This is a genomic window from Hydrotalea sp., from assembly GCF_049968455.1.
Taxonomy (GTDB): Bacteria; Bacteroidota; Bacteroidia; order Chitinophagales; family Chitinophagaceae; genus Hydrotalea.
In genome coordinates this window covers 96,825-112,908 of record NZ_JBMFQT010000003.1, presented here as the reverse complement: position 1 = coordinate 112,908, position 16,084 = coordinate 96,825, and the positions used below count along the sequence as shown (strand labels likewise).

Annotated in this window: 13 protein-coding genes; 9 read left to right on the top strand and 4 right to left on the bottom strand. The window is 35.6% G+C overall.

All coding sequences use genetic code 11. From position 1 onward, the window contains the following. The first annotated feature begins 4 nt into the window (after positions 1–4). A complete protein-coding gene (locus ACP5P5_RS03145) occupies positions 5–1,018 on the top strand; it encodes a lytic transglycosylase domain-containing protein (RefSeq protein ID WP_428284660.1) in 1,014 nt (337 codons plus the stop codon). On the opposite strand, the gene ACP5P5_RS03140 is transcribed toward ACP5P5_RS03145, so the two are convergent. From ACP5P5_RS03140 to ACP5P5_RS03125, 4 genes are all read right to left on the bottom strand, one after another. Continuing rightward, positions 1,008–2,303, bottom strand: coding sequence for a chorismate-binding protein (locus tag ACP5P5_RS03140; protein ID WP_428284659.1), 1,296 nt, complete (start codon positions 2,301–2,303; stop codon positions 1,008–1,010). The genes ACP5P5_RS03145 and ACP5P5_RS03140 overlap by 11 nt on opposite strands. Positions 2,304–2,327: 24 nt before the next feature. Next, positions 2,328–2,753 carry a hypothetical protein gene (locus ACP5P5_RS03135; RefSeq protein WP_428284658.1) on the bottom strand — a complete coding sequence of 142 codons (426 nt, stop codon included), beginning with the start codon at positions 2,751–2,753 and terminating at the stop codon, positions 2,328–2,330. 70 nt (positions 2,754–2,823) lie between these two features. Continuing rightward, positions 2,824–4,086, bottom strand: coding sequence for an adenylosuccinate synthase (locus tag ACP5P5_RS03130; RefSeq protein ID WP_428284657.1), 1,263 nt, complete (start codon positions 4,084–4,086; stop codon positions 2,824–2,826). A gap of 240 nt (positions 4,087–4,326) precedes the next feature. Continuing rightward, positions 4,327–6,600 carry a RelA/SpoT family protein gene (locus ACP5P5_RS03125; protein WP_428284656.1) on the bottom strand — a complete coding sequence of 758 codons (2,274 nt, stop codon included), beginning with the start codon at positions 6,598–6,600 and terminating at the stop codon, positions 4,327–4,329. A 127-nt stretch (positions 6,601–6,727) separates the two neighbouring features. Between ACP5P5_RS03125 and ACP5P5_RS03120 the strand changes: the two genes are divergently transcribed. The 8 genes from ACP5P5_RS03120 (at position 6,728) to ACP5P5_RS03085 (ending at position 15,988) form a co-directional block, all read left to right on the top strand. Further along, entirely contained in the window at positions 6,728–8,581 is a 1,854-nt protein-coding gene (locus ACP5P5_RS03120; RefSeq protein WP_428284655.1) for an ABC transporter ATP-binding protein, read from the top strand. Between the two features lie 79 nt (positions 8,582–8,660). After that, positions 8,661–9,776 carry a F0F1 ATP synthase subunit A gene (gene atpB, locus ACP5P5_RS03115; RefSeq protein WP_428284654.1) on the top strand — a complete coding sequence of 372 codons (1,116 nt, stop codon included), beginning with the start codon at positions 8,661–8,663 and terminating at the stop codon, positions 9,774–9,776. Positions 9,777–9,806: 30 nt separating this feature from the next. Then, positions 9,807–10,055 (top strand): ATP synthase F0 subunit C, encoded by a 249-nt coding sequence (gene atpE / locus ACP5P5_RS03110; RefSeq protein ID WP_111296355.1) that lies wholly within the window; start codon positions 9,807–9,809, stop codon positions 10,053–10,055. A 130-nt stretch (positions 10,056–10,185) separates the two neighbouring features. Continuing rightward, entirely contained in the window at positions 10,186–10,680 is a 495-nt protein-coding gene (atpF, locus tag ACP5P5_RS03105; RefSeq protein ID WP_428284653.1) for a F0F1 ATP synthase subunit B, read from the top strand. A gap of 26 nt (positions 10,681–10,706) precedes the next feature. Beyond that, complete coding sequence (atpH, locus tag ACP5P5_RS03100; protein WP_428284652.1) at positions 10,707–11,270, top strand: ATP synthase F1 subunit delta; 564 nt, start codon at positions 10,707–10,709, stop codon at positions 11,268–11,270. Positions 11,271–11,311: 41 nt separating this feature from the next. Continuing rightward, positions 11,312–12,889, top strand: coding sequence for a F0F1 ATP synthase subunit alpha (atpA, locus tag ACP5P5_RS03095; RefSeq protein WP_428284651.1), 1,578 nt, complete (start codon positions 11,312–11,314; stop codon positions 12,887–12,889). A gap of 179 nt (positions 12,890–13,068) precedes the next feature. Beyond that, positions 13,069–15,321 carry a TonB-dependent receptor gene (locus ACP5P5_RS03090; protein ID WP_428284650.1) on the top strand — a complete coding sequence of 751 codons (2,253 nt, stop codon included), beginning with the start codon at positions 13,069–13,071 and terminating at the stop codon, positions 15,319–15,321. Positions 15,322–15,361: 40 nt separating this feature from the next. Then, positions 15,362–15,988, top strand: a complete 627-nt coding sequence (locus ACP5P5_RS03085; protein WP_428284649.1) for a hypothetical protein — start codon at positions 15,362–15,364, stop codon at positions 15,986–15,988. The last annotated feature ends 96 nt before the right edge of the window (positions 15,989–16,084 follow it).

Below are 16,084 nucleotides of genomic sequence, written 5' to 3'. Positions count from 1 at the left end.
CAATATGTTTAAACCAGTATTACACATTTTTACTGTTACCCGCTTACTGTTTATTACTTTTTGCATTTTCTTATCCTCTATTTGTGTTGCAAAAACGCCTGCAGTGGATACTGCCATAGCTCCCACACTGGCCTTTCAAATAGAACTTGCTTCTAATGGCCTACTGAATAACAATATTCCTATTCCCTTGCCCACACAAATGGCTTCATTCTATCAACAATATGTAGCTAAACAAGGCAATGAATTGTTGCAAATGAAATTTTGGGCTAAACCTTATTTTAATTTGTACGATAGAATTTTAAGGGATAACGGACTACCCATTGCGTTGAAATATTTAAGTGTTATTGAAAGTCATTTACAGCCTAATTTAGTTTCATGGGCCGGTGCAGTTGGCCCATGGCAATTAATGCCATATGAAGCCAGTAGGTTTGGTTTGAAGAATAATGCAGATATTGATGAACGAACAGATTTTACAAAAAGTACAATTGTTGCTTCAAAATTACTGAAAGAGCTCTATGTAGAGTTTGGGGATTGGTTATTAGTAATTGCAGCTTATAATGGAGGTGCAGGAAGGGTAAAAGAAGCCATACAAAAAGCAGGTTCGAATAATTTTTGGAAACTGCAATATTTTTTACCGGAAGAAACCCGTAATCATGTTAAAAAATATGTTGCTACGCATTATTTGTTTGAGCAGAATGGAGGTATTACAACTTTAACAGCTGCAGAAGTACAGCAATATCTTAATCAAACACAACAGCGTGTTGATATTGCCAATGACAGTACTTTATGTGCCATTGAAATTAAAGGTCGTTATAATACAGAGGTGATATGTAGCTATTTAAAAATAGCAACTAATTATTTTTATCGGCTTAATCCCAATATCAATAATCAATTAGCAGCAGGTAAAAACTATACCATGTATTTGCCGGTTTCTAAAAAAGAACTTTTTGAAAATGCCAAACTACAAATTTTAGAGCAATCCATACAAATGTTGTTGAATGCCAAACCTAATTTTTAATAAAAAGATTGGCCATGGCTGTAGCTTTTAGCAAACATTCTTCATATTCTTGTTCCGGTTTACTTTGTGCAGTTATGCCACTTCCAACCGCATAACTTAGTGTTGCGTTTGCGGCATTGTATTGTAAACTTCGAATTACTACATTAAAATCAAAGTCTTTTTCTGGAGTAAAATAACCCACACTTCCTGAATATAATCCTCTATTAAAGTTTTCAAATTGTTTTGTTAGTGTTAATACCTTTTCTTTAGGGGCACCTGTCATTGAACCCATTGGAAAAGTAGCTTTTAATACCTCACTAAAGGGTGTGTGGTGCCTTAATTCACCGGTAATAGTACTAATCATTTGATGCAATTGCGGATAACTATATATTTCACATAGTTCCGTTACCCTAACGGTACCGGGTTTACATATTCGGCTTAAATCGTTTCTTACTAAATCAACAATCATTATGTTTTCACTTCTTTCTTTTTTTGATTGTAACAATGTTTGTTGCAATTTTTTATCTTTTTCAGGGTTTGATAAGTTTCTTGCTATGGTTCCCTTAATAGGTGATGAGTATAACTGGTTGGTTTGTTTACATAAATACCTTTCCGGACTGGCACACATTAAATGCATGCTGTTTAATTTATAATAAGCACTGAAAGGCATGGGCGATAGAGCACTTAGTGCCAAATAGGTTTCAACCGGTGATATATGTGCTTCTTTCGCAATCCACTCTGTACAAAAATTTATTTCGTAACAATTACCCTTTTGTATTTCATTTAACAGCAATTCAACTGTTTTATAATATTTTGTTTTTGATATATTGGCTTGAAAGCTAATATTTGTTAAAGATGGTTTACAGGCATGTAAGTTTATTTCAGTTATCTGATGATAAATACTATCAGGATGGTTTAGTGCACTATGTATGGTGAAAGTTTTTTCTTGAAGCGAGCAAACAACTTCCGGCTGAAAAAAATAAAAATCCGGAAAGGGTACTGTGGCTAATTGGCTTGATTTGATGTTAGGAGAGGAGAATATTTGATTTTTAAGAGAAAAACTTAAATGCCCAAAAATCCAATCATTATGTTCAACTAACCAATCATCTAATAGGGTTAGTTGCGTAAATGCTGTTGTGTCTGTTAAAACACCTGCTGCAGCTAGTAGTTGAAAATTTGAGAGGTTTTGCTGATAGTGATTACTATCAAAAAAACAACAAACAGTAAACTGATTTAGCCAGTGTACTATTTGTTGTTTAAGTAATTCAGGTTTTTGTACCTGATAATGTTTTGTTATTCTGTTCACAGCAGGTTTAAAGGCGAAGAACGATTAAAAATCGTCATCGTCATCAAAATCATCCTTGTCATCAAATAAATCAAACTCTTTAAAATCTTCGTCAATTTTAAAGTCGTCATCATCGTCTTCTTTCGATGATTTCTTTTTAGAGCCACCTACTTTTTTACCAGATGATTTGGGGATGTCAAATTCGTCGAAATCGGGATCCCAGTCATCTTCTTCCTCTGGTTTTTCCCAATCATCTTCTATTTCATCCTCATAATCATCGTCATCATCTTCGTCACTTTTTTTCTTTTTTGAGGAAGCTGCTGTAGATTTTTTTGGTTTTACATCTTCATCATCTTCATCAAAATCATCATCTTCTTCAATTTTCTTTTTTGAAGATACTTTTTTACTACCCGTTTCAGGTACTTTTTTGTTGGGTTCGGATTTTTTATCCTTATCAGATCTTGCTGCCATATTCTAATAAGATTAATTGCTGTAAAATTTCAAATCAATTTTATATCAACCAAATTTTTTTTTTATTTTTTTACAGAGTAATAATTTGTTCTCGTTCTGGTCCGTTAGAAACATATTTAACAGGTGCATTTATAAATTGGTTTATGAATGCAATGTATGTAGACATGTTAGTTGGTAAACTTGCTGCTTCTTTCAATTGAGTAATATTAGTGTTCCAACCTTTAAAATGTTCATATGCCGGCTCAATAGGTGCATGCATCATTTGGTAAGGCACTTCAGCAATTTGTTGACCGTTTATTGTGTAGGAAGTACATGCCTGCAAATCAGTAAAATTATCTAAAACATCGGCCTTCGTCATTACAACTTTTGTAACGCCATTAATCATACATGCATAACGTAATGCTACCAAATCAATCCACCCGCAACGTCTGGGACGGCCTGTAGTTGCGCCAAATTCATTTCCAATTTTACGCAGTAGTTCTCCTTTTTCATCATTTAATTCAGTTGGGAATGGACCGCCGCCTACACGTGTACAATAAGCTTTCGTAACACCATATACATCATTAATGTGTCGGGGAGCAACACCAAGTCCGGTGCATACGCCTGCTGAAATGGTGTTAGATGAAGTAACAAATGGGAAGGTACCAAAATCAATATCCAACATACTACCCTGGGCCCCTTCTGCTAATATTTTTTTTCCTTTTGAAATTTGCTCATTAATGAAATATTCGCCGTTAACAATGTTTAAAGTTTTTAAAAATTCAACGGCTTCAAAAAATTCTTCTTCCCATGCAGAAATATCTTCATTGAAATTAAAGTTATCTAACAGTTTTTGATGTTTCAACCTTAGTTTAATGTATTGACTGGTAAAATTTTTATGGAATAAATCGCCTACGCGAATAGCATTACGTCCGGTTTTATCCATATATGCCGGACCAATTCCTTTCAATGTTGAACCAATTTTGCTATCGCCCTTTTGCAATTCACTGGCTTTATCCAAAGCGCGATGCGTAGGTAGTATAACATTTGTACGCTGCGATATAAATAAATTCTTTCTATAATCAATACCAAATGATGCAACTATTTCGCATTCTTTTTTTAGAATAACCGGATCAAGCACTACACCATTCCCAATAATGTTTATGGAATTTTGGTGAAAAATACCTGATGGTATTTGATGCAGAACCACTTTTTTACCGTTAACATATAGGGTATGACCTGCATTGGGACCGCCTTGGAAACGGGCTACTACTTCGTAGTTAGGTGCAAAGAAATCTACTATTTTTCCTTTGCCCTCGTCGCCCCATTGTAAGCCGAGAATTACATCAACCATAGTTTCAGTTTTAGGATGCCGCAAATGTAAGCGATGGATGCAATGATTATTACAATACCATCAATTAAATATTTTTTTGTAATCCGCTTTTATGATTTATAAACTTGTTGAATGATGAAAATATTTCAATTAACAATTGTTCGTTTTTAACGTTGGTGCTATACTTTAGTTAAAAGCAACAGCTTAAAATGGAAATTGACATAAATGTGTTGCCATTTTTATAAAATAATCTAACACATATTACTGATTATCTTCTGTATCAAAACGATCAATACTTTGAATGCCTTGTAATTGTTTTAAACGTCTCACCAATTCTTCCAATTCTTCTTTATCGTGCACAAATACTTTTACGGTACCTTGAAACAATCCCTCGGCCGATTCAATTGTTAAGGCAGCAATATTAATTCGTAAATCGCCACTAATAATATTGGTTATTTTGTTAATAACTCCAACATCATCTAATCCAACAATTTTTAAACCGGTTAAGAAAGAAATTTCTTTATTTTTTGCCCATTTTGTTTTCACAATTCTGTGTCCATAATTAGCCAGTAATTGTGCTGCATTAGGACAATTGGTGCGGTGTATAATTAAACCTTTTCCAGTACTAACAAAACCAAATACATCATCGCCGGGTATGGGGTTACAGCATTTGGCCAATGAGTACATAATTTTATCGCTGCTTTCACCGAATATGATTAATTCACTATCTTTTTTACTGAATGTTTTTTGAGGTGGTGCTTCAGCAGGTATTTCAGCAGGTAAAATAATTTTGGGTTTGGGTGCTTCCAACTTATCACCTAATACATGAAATTCTTTCAGCTCACGTAAATCAATTTGTTTAACGGCAATTTTATACAACAAATCCAGGGATGAAGGTAATTTGTAAAAATGCACCAATTCATCAATATTGGCATTGTTGTAAGCTGCACCCATATTTTCCAGCTTACGCTGTAAAGTGTATTTGCCTTCATCGGCAATTTTTCTTTTTTCTTCTCTTAATGCATCTTTTATTTTGGCTTTAGCTTTGGCTGTTACCACCATATTCAGCCAATCTTCCGATGGTTTTTGCTTATTGCTGGTAATAATTTCAACCTGGTCGCCACTACGTAATTTATGACTTATGGGTACTAGTTTGTGATTTACTTTGGCACCAATACATTTTGAACCTACGGCTGAGTGAATGGCAAAAGCAAAGTCTAAGGCAGAGCTGCCGGTGGGCATCATTTTAACATCTCCTTTGGGTGTGTAAACATAAATTTCTTCGGCAAGAAAAGAAGTTTTAAAATCCTGTAAAAAATCAACCCCATCTGTATCTTGTTGTGCAAGCACTTCCCTTATCTGGCCAAACCATTTATCAAAACGGTCTTCATCATTTTTTTCTTCTTTGTATTTGTAATGAGCTGCTAAGCCTTTTTCAGCAATCTCATTCATACGTTTGGTACGTATTTGTACTTCTACCCATTTACCATGTGGCCCCATAACGGTGGTGTGTAATGCTTCGTAACCATTGCTTTTAGGATTACTGAGCCAGTCTCTTAATCGTTCAGGTGATGGGGTATAGGCATCAGTAATTACTGAATACACTTTCCAACAATCTTCTTTTTCTTTATCAGGAGGTGAGTTTAATATAATTCTTATAGCAAATAAGTCATATACTTCTTCAAAGCTTACTCCTTTTTTCTTTATTTTATTCCAAATAGAGTGAATGCTTTTAGGACGACCCTGAATTTCAAAATTAAAACCTAGTTGGTGCAGTTTTTCCTTTATAGGTTTAATAAACTCGTTAATGTATCGGGTACGTTCACGTTTGGTTTCAGCTAGTTTACGGGCAATTTCTTTGTAAGCATCTGGTTCCATGTATTTCATGGCCAGGTCTTCCATTTCGGTTTTAATGTTGTATAAACCCATTCGGTGTGCTAATGGTGCATAAACCCAAATGGTTTCCGAGGAAATTTTAAGTTGTTTTTCGCGCTTCATGCTATCTAATGTGCGCATGTTGTGTAAGCGATCGGCCAGTTTTATCAAAATTACCCGTGGGTCATCGGTAAGCGTTAATAATATTTTTTTGAAATTTTCGGCTTGCTGCGAGGTATTGGCATCCATTACCGTGGCAATTTTTGTTAAGCCATCTACAATGCGCGCTATTTCATTTCCAAATTCCCTTTCAATGTCTTCAAGGGTAATATCTGTGTCTTCTACGGTATCATGTAAAAGTGCACAAATAGTGCTTCTGACCCCTAAACCAATTTCCTCTACGCAAATCATCGCTACGGCAATGGGGTGCAAAATATAAGGTTCTCCGCTTTTGCGACGCATGGTTTTGTGGGCATCGGCAGCCATTTCAAATGCATGACGAACCAATTCTTTATCTCCTCTTTTTAATTTTGGGCGTAAGCATTTTAATAAAGCCCTATAACGACGTAAAATTTCTTTTTTTTCCTGCTCCTCATTTAAATTGTAGGCAGGAGTTGTATTATCAACTAATGATTTTTCTATTGCTTGCTCATTATCCATAACCTTACAAATTTACAAATAATAACAGAGGTTTTGGGCATTCGTTAAGCCGTATTACAATTTAAAGGCGTTAATTTTCAACTATGGTAAACATAGGCGGGCGATTATTGTTAATTTTGCCAACAACATGCAGTCGAATTCAAAAAAGTCATCTTTTAATTTTTCGTTATTAGGCAGGGTATTACATTTTGTAAAACCTTATAGAGGCGTTTTTTATGGAAGTATATTGTTAGCAATAGTAATGGCCTTTTTTGCACCTGTTAGGCCCTATTTAATACAATTAACGGTTGATGAGGTTACGGGAAAACACCCTCATATTCCGCAATGGGTACATTGGTTTACAGGCAATACTGCATTGCAATCCATTACAGGGTTTATTATTAACGTTACCATTTTTCAGATAATATTTTTATTAATAGAAACCATTGTACGGTTTTTATTTACCTTTTTGACGGCTTGGTTAGGCCAACATGTGGTGAAAGATTTGCGGGTAACGGTTTATAATAAAATTTTGCATCTTAATCTTACGCAGTTTGATAAAACACCCATTGGTACGCTAACTACTCGCACCATTAATGACATTGAAAGCATTAATGATATTTTCAGCGATGGATTGATACCCATTTTAGCCGATTTATTAACCATTTTAATAACGCTGGCTACCATGTTTTGGATTGACTGGCGCTTAACCCTGATAGCCTTAATCCCATTTCCAATTTTAATTATAGCTACTTATTATTTTAAAGAAGCTGTTAACAAAAGTTTTATTAGGGTAAGAAATGCGGTGGCGGCTTTAAATGCTTTTGTACAAGAACATATTACCGGCATGCAAGTGGTGCAATCTTTTGCTGTTGAGGATAAAGAGTTTGAAAAATTTAAACACATTAATCGTGAACATAGGAATGCAAACATTAAAGCCATTTTTGCTTACAGTGTATTTTTTCCAATTGTAGAAATAGTATTGGCTTTAAGTTCCGCATTAATTATTTGGTGGGTAGCAAACAGGGCAATAGCTTTTTCTGGGGGTACTCCGGTTAATTTCTCCGGTAAAATTGTGTCTTTTGTTCTATTCATGAACCAAATTTTTAGGCCCTTAAGGGTTATTGCCGATAAATTCAATGTTTTACAAATGGGAATGGTGGCTGCCGAAAGAGTGTTTAAAGTATTAGATAATACCGATGTTACTCAAAATACCGGTAAACACGCTCCTGATACTATACAAGGTAAAATTGATTTTAAACATGTTTGGTTTGCTTATATTGACGAACAATATGTGTTGAAAGACATTGACTTTTCTATTAATGCAGGCGAAACGGTGGCAATTGTTGGTCATACCGGAAGTGGTAAAACTTCCATTGCCAGCCTTATGAATCGACTTTATCATATTCAAAAGGGCAGTATTTTAATTGATGATGTAAAAATTGAAGATTATAGCACCCAAGCTTTGCGTAAACATATCGGGGTGGTTTTACAAGATGTTTTTTTGTTTTCGGGCTCAATTATTGACAATATTACCTTACATAACCCGGCCATTACTCGCGAACAAGTAATAAATGCAGCTAAGATGATGGACGTGCATGATTTTATTATGCGCTTACCTGGTGGGTATGATTTTGATGTGAGAGAACGAGGTAATACGCTAAGCTTAGGCCAACGGCAAATATTTTCTTTCATTCGAGCTTTATTGTATAACCCCGCTGTTCTAATTTTAGATGAAGCAACTTCTTCAATAGATAGTGAAAGTGAGCAGTTAATTCAAAAAGCAATTGATACCCTTATTGCCGGGCGAACTTCTATTATTATTGCACACCGTCTTTCAACCATTAGAAAAGCCCATAAAATTATTGTGCTAGATAAAGGGGTAATAAAAGAAATAGGCACCCATGAAGAATTGCTGAATAATGGCGGATTTTATGCTCGTTTGTATGAAATGCAGTTTGAAAAACATGCCCACCCAATAATAACAAGCAGTGGTATATAACTTTTTTTAACCAAAAATTCAGGTTGCAACTGTTTTTTAGTGCCATCCCCCTATCTTTGCCGCAAATTTCAACAGATTTATGGCCCTGAATTTCCTCAAATCTTTGCTGGTTGTGGTTTTTAGCTTGTTTTTATGCTCAATTTCAATTGAAGGTAAAACACAGGTAGAGGAACATATTGTTGCTGATACTGTACATGAAGCTAAAGGAGAAGGTTTTAACCCCGGTGTAGTAATCATGGAGCATATTATGGACAACCATGATTTTCATTTTGCCGAATGGAATGGACATGCTATAGCAATTCCATTGCCTGTAATTGTTTATTCTCCCCAGCGCGGTTTATCAGTATTCATGTCATCTAAGTTCGAACATGGACATGCCATTTATGATGGATATAAATTAGAGGAAGGTACCATAGTGGCAGTAAATGAAAGTGGCGAACCCGATGATTCAGTGAAAGTGTACGATTTATCACTTACCCGCAATGTGGTGCAAATGATGTTGGGCTTAATTATTTTGGTAGTAGTATTAATAAATGTTGCCAAAAAATATACTCGCGAAGGTGCCGGTAAAGCTCCATCAGGCTTTCAAAATGCCTTAGAGCCGGTTATTACCTTTATTCGTGATGAAGTGGGCAAGAGCTATTTGGGTGATAAGTATGAAAAATACATGCCTCTACTCTTAACCATATTCTTCTTCATCTTAATCTCAACATTGTTGGGTTTAATACCAGGATCTGCTAATGTTACCGGTAATATTGCTTTTACTTTTACTTTAGGTATTATCAGTTTTGTGGTTATTATGTTTAGCGCCAATAAGCACTATTGGTCACACATATTTAACCCGCCGGGCGTGCCTTTTGGTGTAAAACTGATTTTAGTTCCGGTTGAAATTTTAGGCATATTTACTAAACCCTTTGCTTTAATTGTACGTTTGTTTGCCAATATGGTAGCCGGACACATGATTATTACTTGTTTAATTTTAATGATTTTTATTTTCACTAAATTAAGTGTAGGTGCAGGTTTGGGGTTTGCACCAATTTCATTGGGTTTTACCATTTTTATTTATTTTATTGAGATATTGGTTGCATTTATTCAGGCGTTCATTTTCACCAATTTAACAGCTGTATTCATTGGTCAGGCTATAGAAGATGCGCATGGTGAACATGGACATGAAGATGATGCAGTTATTATATAAATTTTTTTTAATCACAAAAACCGACACAGTATGTCTTTAATGAGTGTTTTGTTAGATGGTAGCATTTCAAACATGGGTGCTGCAATTGGTGCAGGTTTAGCTGCAATTGGTGCAGGTATTGGCATTGGTCAAATTGGTAAAGGTGCAGTAGAAAGTATTGCCCGCCAACCCGAAGCCGCCAACGACATTCGTGCAAACATGATCTTAACTGCAGCCTTCGTAGAAGGTGTGGCTTTGTTTGCCGTAATTGCCGCCATTTTGGCCATCTTCATCAAGTAATTATTCTTTAAAAAAAGAAAATTACCTTAACTGCATTCAAAGCACAGGGCGGCGAATGCAGTTATTTTAAAATTTTTTTTCGATGCTTATTTAAAATAAGTATCTTTTAAATAAAATTGAAACTGAATATATGCAATTGTTAACACCCGCAATAGGCTTAATTTTTTGGACATTTATTGCCTTCATTATTGTATTAATTATTTTGCGCAAATATGCCTGGAAGCCCATTCTTTCAACTTTAAAAGAAAGAGAAACGGGTATTGCCGATGCTATTGCTTCTGCTGAAAAAATGAAAGCGGAAATGGCTGCTTTAAAAAATGAAAATGAAGCTTTAATGGCAAAAGCTCGTGAAGAAAGATCTGTAATTTTAAAAGAAGCTAAAGAACAAGCCGACAAAATGATTGCTGATGCAAAAGAAAAAGCGAAGCAGGAATATGAGCGTATTGTAGCCGATGCACAAAATGCCATTTTACAACAAAAAAATGCTGCATTAACAGATGTAAAGAATAAAATTGGCTCATTGGTAGTTGAGGTAAGCGAAAAAATATTACAGCGCGAACTAAGTAATAAAACTGAACAAGAAAAATACATTCAAACTTTGGTAAACAACGTACCATTAAATTAATTGAATTATAATCATAATAGCCAATAATGAACAATATTCGTTTAGCCAACAGATATGCTAAAAGCTTAATTGATATTAGCATTGAAAAAAATGAGCTAGAAAAAATTTTGGCCGACATGCAATATTTAAAGGCTCTTTGTAAAGCCAGCAGGCCGTTCGTTTTATTACTTGAAAGTCCGGTAGTTGCTACTGATAAAAAAATAGCTATCATTAAAGCGGTAACCGGTAAAAATGTTACTTCCTTAACTTCTATGTATTTAGAATTAATTACTAAAAAAGGTCGTGAAAATGTATTGCCCGATATAATTAATGCCTTTATTGAGCAATACAATACACTAAAGGGAATTAATATAGTTACTTTAACAACTGCAACACCGGTATCTGACAGTTTAAAACAAGAAATTCAAACTAAAGTAAAAGCCGCACGTGGGTTTGAAAAAATACTTCTGGAAACTAAAGTTGATGAAAGCTTGATTGGCGGATTTGTGTTAAGTTTCCAGAATAATTTAGTTGATGCTAGTGTATTGCGCGATTTAAAGGATATTAAAAAGCAATTTCAACAAAACCTATATATTCAAAACATAAAATAGTTATTTACAATCATCCTAATCAATAGCATAAAATCAATAATATGGTAGACATTAAACCAGACGAAATTTCGGCGATACTCAGGCAACAATTGAGCAACTTCAATGTATCGGCCGAGTTGGAAGAAGTGGGTACTGTTTTGCAAGTGGGCGATGGAATTGCCCGTGTTTATGGTCTTAACAATGTACGTTCCGGTGAACTGGTAGAATTTGATAATGGTGTGAAAGCCATTGCACTTAACTTGGAAGAAGATAACGTAGGTGTTGTATTAATGGGTGAAAGCGAAGGTATTAGAGAAGGTGCGAAGGTGAAACGTACCGGTCAAATTGCATCAATTAAAGTGGGTGACGGTATGGTGGGCCGTGTATTAAATACCTTAGGCGAACCAATTGATGGCAAGGGTCCTGTAAAAGGTGATTTGTATGAAATGCCTTTAGAACGTAAAGCCCCAGGCGTTATTTTCCGTGAACCGGTAAAAGAACCGCTTCAAACCGGTATTAAAGCAATTGATGCGATGATACCGATTGGTCGTGGTCAACGTGAATTGATTATTGGTGACCGCCAAACCGGTAAAACCGCCATTGCTATTGATACTATTATCAATCAAAAAGAATTTTACGAAGCAGGAAACCCTGTTTATTGTATATATGTTGCCGTTGGTCAAAAGGCATCAACTGTAGCCGGAGTAATGAAAACATTGGAAGACAATGGTGCTATGGCTTATACCACTATTGTATCTGCTTCTGCTTCTGATCCTGCTCCTTTACAATTCTATGCCCCATTTGCCGGTGCAGCTATCGGGGAATTTTTCCGTGATACCGGGCGTCCTGCCTTAATTATTTATGATGACCTTTCAAAGCAAGCGGTAGCTTATCGTGAAGTATCATTGTTGTTACGTCGTCCACCCGGCCGTGAAGCCTATCCCGGTGATGTATTTTATTTACATAGCCGTTTATTGGAGCGTGCAGCTAAAATTATTGCTAATGATGAAGTTGCTAAAAATATGAACGACCTACCTGAATCCATTAAACACATGGTGAAAGGTGGAGGTAGTTTAACAGCTTTACCCATTATTGAAACTCAGGCAGGTGACGTTTCCGCATACATTCCAACCAATGTAATTTCAATTACCGACGGACAAATATTCCTAGAAGGTAACTTATTCAACGCCGGTATTCGTCCCGCTATTAACGTGGGTATTTCGGTAAGTAGGGTAGGTGGTAATGCACAAATTAAATCAATGAAAAAAGTTGCCGGTACCTTGAAGTTAGACCAAGCACTGTATCGTGAATTGGAGGCTTTCTCTAAATTCGGTGGTGATTTGGATGCTGCTACTAAATCGGTTATTGATAAAGGTGCCCGTAACGTAGAAATTCTAAAACAACCGCAATATTCACCCATGAGCGTTGAAAAGCAGGTGGCTATTATTTACTTGGGTACGCAAGGTTTGTTAAGAGAAATTCCGGTAAATAAAGTAAAGGCATTTGAAAGTCAGTTCTTATTCGAAATGGAAACAAAATTGCCTGATGTATTAGCTGAATTCAAAAAAGGTCAGTTAAACGATGAAAGTTTAAAGAAAATGACTGATTTAGCTACCGGATTGTTCCCTCAGTTCAAATAGTGATAGTTTTCACTCATATTTTTAAAACCCTGTGCAATACCGCACGGGGTTTTATTTTTTAGTCAATTCTTCCTAAATACCGCTCTGTTTCAACAGTCATCTTTAAGTACTATTTTATAAAATAATTTGATTTATAAAATAAACTACTTTACGTTTGTGTCGTTAAACTGTTTGAGTATATGAGAACTTTTTTTATACCCCTCATTATTTTGGGGTTATTCACGGCTCCTTTAACAAAGGCACAAACAAAGGTTACCGGCTTAGTTACGGATTTAAAAGGCCATCCCTTGCATGGTGTGGGAATATCCTTATTGGGCACTTATGATGGTACTATTTCCGATAGCACAGGCCAATTTGCATTTGTTACTTTTGAAAAAGGCGATAAAGTTGTAGAGGCCAAAATAATGGGCTATACAATTAAACAAGAGAAAGTATTATTGGGTACATCATTAAATGCTATCATAAACCTTCATTTTGAATTAAGAGAGGAGGTTTCAGAATTAAAAGCGGTATCGGTTACGGCGGGCAGTTTTGCTGCAGGTGACAAAAAAAGAGCTGCAACAGTATTATCGACACTCGATATGTATACTACGGGGGGAGCCAATGCAGATGTTACCGCTTCAATTAAAACCTTGCCCGGTGCACAGCAGGTGGGTGAACAAGAAGGTTTATTTGTACGCGGCGGTGAAGGATATGAAACCAAACAATATATTGATGGAATGGTGGTCAATAATCCTTACTATGCCAGTTCTCCTGGTATAGCTGCCCGTGGTCGTTTTGCGCCATCTTTGTTTAAAGGAAATGTATTTAGTACGGGCGGTTATTCGGCTATTTACGGACAGGCATTGTCGTCTGTTTTGTTATTAGAAAGTGTTGATTTACCTGAAAAATCAGAAGTAAGTGCTTCTATTACCTCTGTGTTTTTAGGAGCAGGTACACAGCAACTTACAAAAAATAAAAAAGCTTCCTACGGCTTTAATTATGGATATACCAATTTAACGCCCTATTTCGCCATCCTATCTCAAAAGCCCGATTATTTTATTGTACCGCAATTTCACACTGCCGATGTTAATTTTAGGGTGAAAACCAAGCGCGGAGGTATGATAAAATATTATTCCACTTTCGGCGCCAATCAATTAGGTATTCGCAATGTGGATATTGATAGTTTAAATTTAAAAGATGCTTTTCAATTAAAAAATATTAATTGGTATAACAATATTACCTGGCGGGAAAATTTTGGCAAGGGCTGGAAACTGAATGCAGGCTTCAGTTTTGCCATCAATAATGATAAAATTCATCAGCAGTTGCAAGATGCAAACAATAATTCGGTTGTTATTGGAATGCCGATATTGGATGCGAAATCTTTTCAACTAAACAATCAACAAAGCTATACACAGTTTAGGGCAGTGTTTGAAAAAAAACTAACCGGATTGAATGTTATTCGTATGGGTACTGATTATTGGTATAATCATCAAAATTTACGTTACAATAATTACACTTCTATTATCAACAATCATTACAATGCTTATTTCGCAGAAGCTGACGTGCATGTAACCAATGGCCTTGCTGCAAAAATTGGAGGAAGGGCTGAATATGCTTCGCTTATCCAAAGTTGGAATATAGCCCCTCGCTTGGCTTTAGCACTCAAAACGGGTAAACATGCTCAAATGAGTGCAGCGTACGGTATTTTTTTTCAAACACCCGAAAACAACTATTTTATTGAGTATTCCGAAAAATTGCCGCAACTCAATTATATGAAGGCAACTCATTATTTAGTTAATTATATTAAAACCACCAATTTACAAACCTTCCGTATTGAAGCTTATTACAAGCAATACCAACAATTAGTAAAAACCATTCCTGATACAAGTACTAACGGTTATGGATTTGCGAAAGGTATTGAATTGTTTTGGCGCGATAAGAAAACATTTAAAAATTTTGATTACTGGATAAGCTACAGCTATCTTAACACTGAGCGTAATTACTTAAATTACCCGCAAACATTACAACCGGGATATACTACGCCGCATACATTTAATTTAGTAACAAAAAAATTTATAACATCCTTAAAAACGGGCTTCAATTTTACTTACACTTTTGCTACCGGAAGGCCTTATTACAATATACAATCTGTAAACACACCCCCCAAATATGTGTTAGCTGATGAAGGTAAAACGCCGGCTTACCATAATCTTGGATTTAGTTTAAATTATTTACCCAATTTAGGTAAACCTAATGCAAAAACTTATGTGGTTTGGGTAGTAAGTGTAACCAATCTGCTGAATAATACGCAAACCTTTAGTTATAATTATTCAGCCAATGGTATGAATAAGGTAGCCATTCATCCGCCTATCAAACAATTCTTTTTTATCGGATGCTTTTTAAGTTGGGGTGTCGACAGATCGCAAGATGCTATTAACAACAATCTATAAATTCTCTTCAATTATTTTTAAATCATTAAATTTTATTTTTATGAAAAAAATCTTTATTTTATTTGTTTCGATGATGGTATTGAAAGTAAACGCCCAAAATGGAAAGTATGAAACAGCAATGGCTTCAACTTTGCAAGAATTTGGGCAGGTAAAAGATGCCAATAGCCTTGCTGCAGTTGAATTGAAATTTGAACGAATAGCGAATGTGGAAAAAGATAAATGGCAACCCTATTATTATGCCGCATTAATAAAAGCGCAGTTGAGTTTTATGCAAGCCGGAAATTCTGATGCTTTAGCCGATGAAGCTTCTGAGTTAGCCAACAAAGCTGTAGCAATACAAAACAACAGTGAACTAAGTTGTGTAAAAAGTATGATTGCAACGGCAAAAATGTTGGTTGATCCGCAAAACAGATGGATGCAATACAATGCCGAATCCAATCATTATTTGGAAATGGCTAAGCAACAAGATAGCACCAATCCAAGGCCATATACCATTCAAGCTAATAACCTGATTAATACACCAGAGCAATTAGGTGGCGGTTGTAAAACAGCATTGCCTTTGGCTCAAAAAGCCTCGGCTTTATATGTTGAATTTAAACCAGCAAATGCATTTAATCCGGTTTGGGGAAAAGAAATGGTAGAACAAATTATTTCCAAATGTCGATAAGCTTGTTCTACATTTTTAGGAAAACAGTAATAGACGTTATGAAATGCAGTTAGCTTATTTGGGATTTTATTTTGTATGATGTCGTTTATGTATAAT